The 3,211-nt window shown below is 41.1% G+C and carries 1 protein-coding gene; it reads right to left on the reverse strand.

Annotation, left to right across the window (positions count from 1 at the left end; genetic code table 11):
- Positions 1–489: 489 nt before the first annotated feature.
- The gene (locus H5072_RS15370) at positions 490–3,060 is read right to left on the reverse strand and encodes a TonB-dependent siderophore receptor (protein WP_182694017.1); all 2,571 of its coding nucleotides are present in this window, start codon (positions 3,058–3,060) and stop codon (positions 490–492) included.
- Positions 3,061–3,211: the final 151 nt, after the last annotated feature.

Consider the following 3,211-nt stretch of genomic DNA (forward strand, 5'->3'; position numbering starts at 1 on the left):
TGAGAATAAAAGACATTAAAAGCTATGTAGCATTATAAGAAAGGATAATTACTTTCGGCAACTTTATAAAAATCATTAATCATATCAATCAGTAAAAAGCAATGGAGTGGTTATTGGTACATATGATGGTGGCGGTTATTAGTTTTTATTTTCTCAAGAGTCTGAGCGCGTTGGTGAAGTTGGGCTATTTTTGGAATAAAGACGATGAAGCACGCTTCCAAGAAGAGGTGAATTTTAATAACGTTGTGTTAATTACAAGTTCATTTGATTTGTTTTAATTATCTTTGGCCACAGCCTGAAATAAATAAACCAAATAGCCAATAAATTCACGTTAATTAATCGCTTTCAAAACTAAATAGTTGCTTATGATTACTTTGCTCTGGTTTTAGTTATAGAGCTCATCAAAACCGATTTTTCTAACTTTGAATATATTACACTGTTTTGGAATATCTGAATGGTTGCTAATCATACAGATATTCTAATCAATGATTAAAACTTCATTTCTATTTTGCCGTACACGTAACGTCCGTTAAATCCATACGGTGAAAAGCTTGAGTATGCAAACAAGCGTGAGAAGGTGCTTACTTCGTCAACATTTTCGCGTGTTGCGTCTGGGTAAATATCAAAAATGTTATTCGCTCCCAAGCTTAACGATACGTTATTGGTGAGTGCATAAGCTACGTCTAAATCAGTGATCCATTTTGGTTTTAGTACTTCATTTAGCTCTGCCGTTGATGATGGATCTTGAGTTTCACCGTAGCGCGTTGTTCTAAGCGTTGTACGAATGTCATCGTTAGTCCACGTCGCACTTAAGTTGTACTTATTACGCGGTGTGCTTACTTCAAAACGACGCAGCTCAGTGCCTGAGAACAGGTTGTCTTGATCAAACCCTGCGCCTTGCAGCTCTGCTGGTGGGTCGATAATATTTGTTACTTCATTTTTACCGTAGTTGTAACCTAGGTTAAAGGCTAAATCGCCATAACCATCAGTTGCTACATTATAAGAGGCAACCACATCCACACCACGGGTTTTACTGTCAATTGCATTTAAGAAGAAACGACCTTGATTAGCACCTGTGCCTTGAAGTAAATCGGCAATAGCATCGCCCGATAAGTTGTTTGATAACACAATGCGGTCATCAATTAATATTTGGTAGTAATCAACCGATAAGCTGAAATTAAAGTCGGTAGACCATGTAAAACCAACGCCGTAGTTTGTTGCTTCTTCAGCATCAAGACCCGGTGAGCCCAGTGCTTTTGCTACATCGCTGCTTGGTGCGAACGTACCTGTTTCGGTTGGTTCGCCATCAACAAATACAGTGGCCACTGAGGTAAAGTATTGTTGCTGCAAAGAAGGTGCTCTAAAACCAGTTGATACAGAGGCGCGCAGCGCTAAGTCTTCAGTTAATGAATAACGAGTCGCAACTTTACCGTTAAGTGTATCGCCAAAGTCTGAGTAATCTTCATAACGGGCGGCAACCGCTAAATTCCAATCGTCGGTTAGGTAGGTTTCAAGGTCTATATACAAGCTCACGTTATGGCGGCTATTATCGCCCTCTGATTCGGGTGTAAACCCTGGGAATACTTGTGCGCCCGCTGCGCCAAATGGGCCATCAACTGGGTCGGTTACTGCGCCTCCTGGGCCAAATGTGCCTTGTGCATATGAAGCTTCTTCGCCTGCATCTATTTGGTATCCTTCGCGGCGATACTCAGCACCTACAGCTACACTTACCGAGCTTTCTAAAAAGCTGACGTCTACTTCGCGACTAAAATCAACGTTTAAGGTAAGTTGATCGTAAGTAAGTGTTCCTGCATCAAAGCTTGTTTGGCTAGTCGGGCCGTATGAGGTATTTAAACTATTTATTACACCAAACTCAAATGCATCTTGACCATATACGGCAGATACATCGTAATTCCATTCACTTACAAAACCTTTAGCGCCAAGTGCCAGTGAAAAGTCATCTATGTCTGAGGTGATAACAGGTAAAAAGCCATCAGGATAAACTTCTTCTATATTACGGCTATCGCTTGCACGGCGATAAAAACCACCGCCTTCGCCTTCGCGTTTGCTGTAAGAGCCAAACGAATATAAATCGACCTCATTTGTTAACTGGTAACCTGCGTTATAAAACACTGAAAAGTCTTCTACATCGCCATTACCAAAGTTATGGTTATATCGATTTACGGTAAGTTCACGCGGGTCGAGAGAGCCATCATCTAATCGTGCGTAGTTTTCACGATTATCGTAGTCAGAGCGGTTAGTTGAATGGCGGTCGCGGTATTCTGTTGAAATGTTTAAAAAGCCATTATCGCCAAGCTCAAAACCCATATTACCTTGCAGCGTTAGTGTTTGGCCGTCTGTTAAAGAGCGATCGCCCCCTTCGGTAAAGGCTAAATTACCATCACTGCCTTCAGATACAGACTCAAGCTGTGGTACACCGTCCATTTCGGTTACGTTAGCACCATATATAGCCGCCACTGAGCCACCGCTGCTGGCACTTTTAAGCACAATATTAATAACACCGGCTATAGCATCAGAGCCATATTGGGCTGCTGCGCCATCACGTAATACTTCAATGCGGTCGATAGCATTTGCTGGAATTGCATTTAAATCAACTGATGATGAACCACGACCCGTTGAGCCGTTTAAGTTAAGTAATGCGTTGCTATGGCGGCGCTTACCATTAACAAGCACTAAAGTGTGATCAGGTGCTAAACCACGAAGTTGAGCAGGGCGTACATGGTCGCTACCATCAGTAAGTGATGCTTGCGGGAAGTTAAAGCTAGGTAATAAATTGCTAAGTAGGGCATTCGTTTCAGTAAAGCCTGAATTTTTAAGTGCATCTGCACCAATTATATCGATGGGTACTGCGCTATCTTCTACTGTACGGCCTAATCGGCGAGAGCCAATTACGCTTATTTGTTCGATGTTTTCTTCTGCTTTCGTGTCTTGCTCTGCAGCATTTACTGAGAGCGAACCAAGTAGTGCAGCTGATGCACTCATTGCGAGTAATATTTGTGGTACCGATTGCTGTAATTTAAATAACGGTTTTCTATTCATGCTGTATTTCCCCATACCCATTGAATTATTTTAGTTTTGTACAAAAAGATAAAGATTAAACCTCTTTGTTACCTTGAACATATACTTAATTAACAAAGCCAGTCAATTGAATAACATTCAATTAATTTAGGTGTTTTTATAATTACATTTG

The organism is Pseudoalteromonas sp. SR45-5 (assembly GCF_014163565.1).
In the GTDB taxonomy this organism is placed as follows: Bacteria; Pseudomonadota; Gammaproteobacteria; order Enterobacterales; family Alteromonadaceae; genus Pseudoalteromonas; species Pseudoalteromonas distincta.

What these genes read in the sequence shown, in the direction of transcription:
- H5072_RS15370 (WP_182694017.1), bottom strand. Translation starts at nt 3,060, where the DNA reads ATGAATAGAAAACCGTTATTTAAATTACAGCAATCGGTACCACAAATA.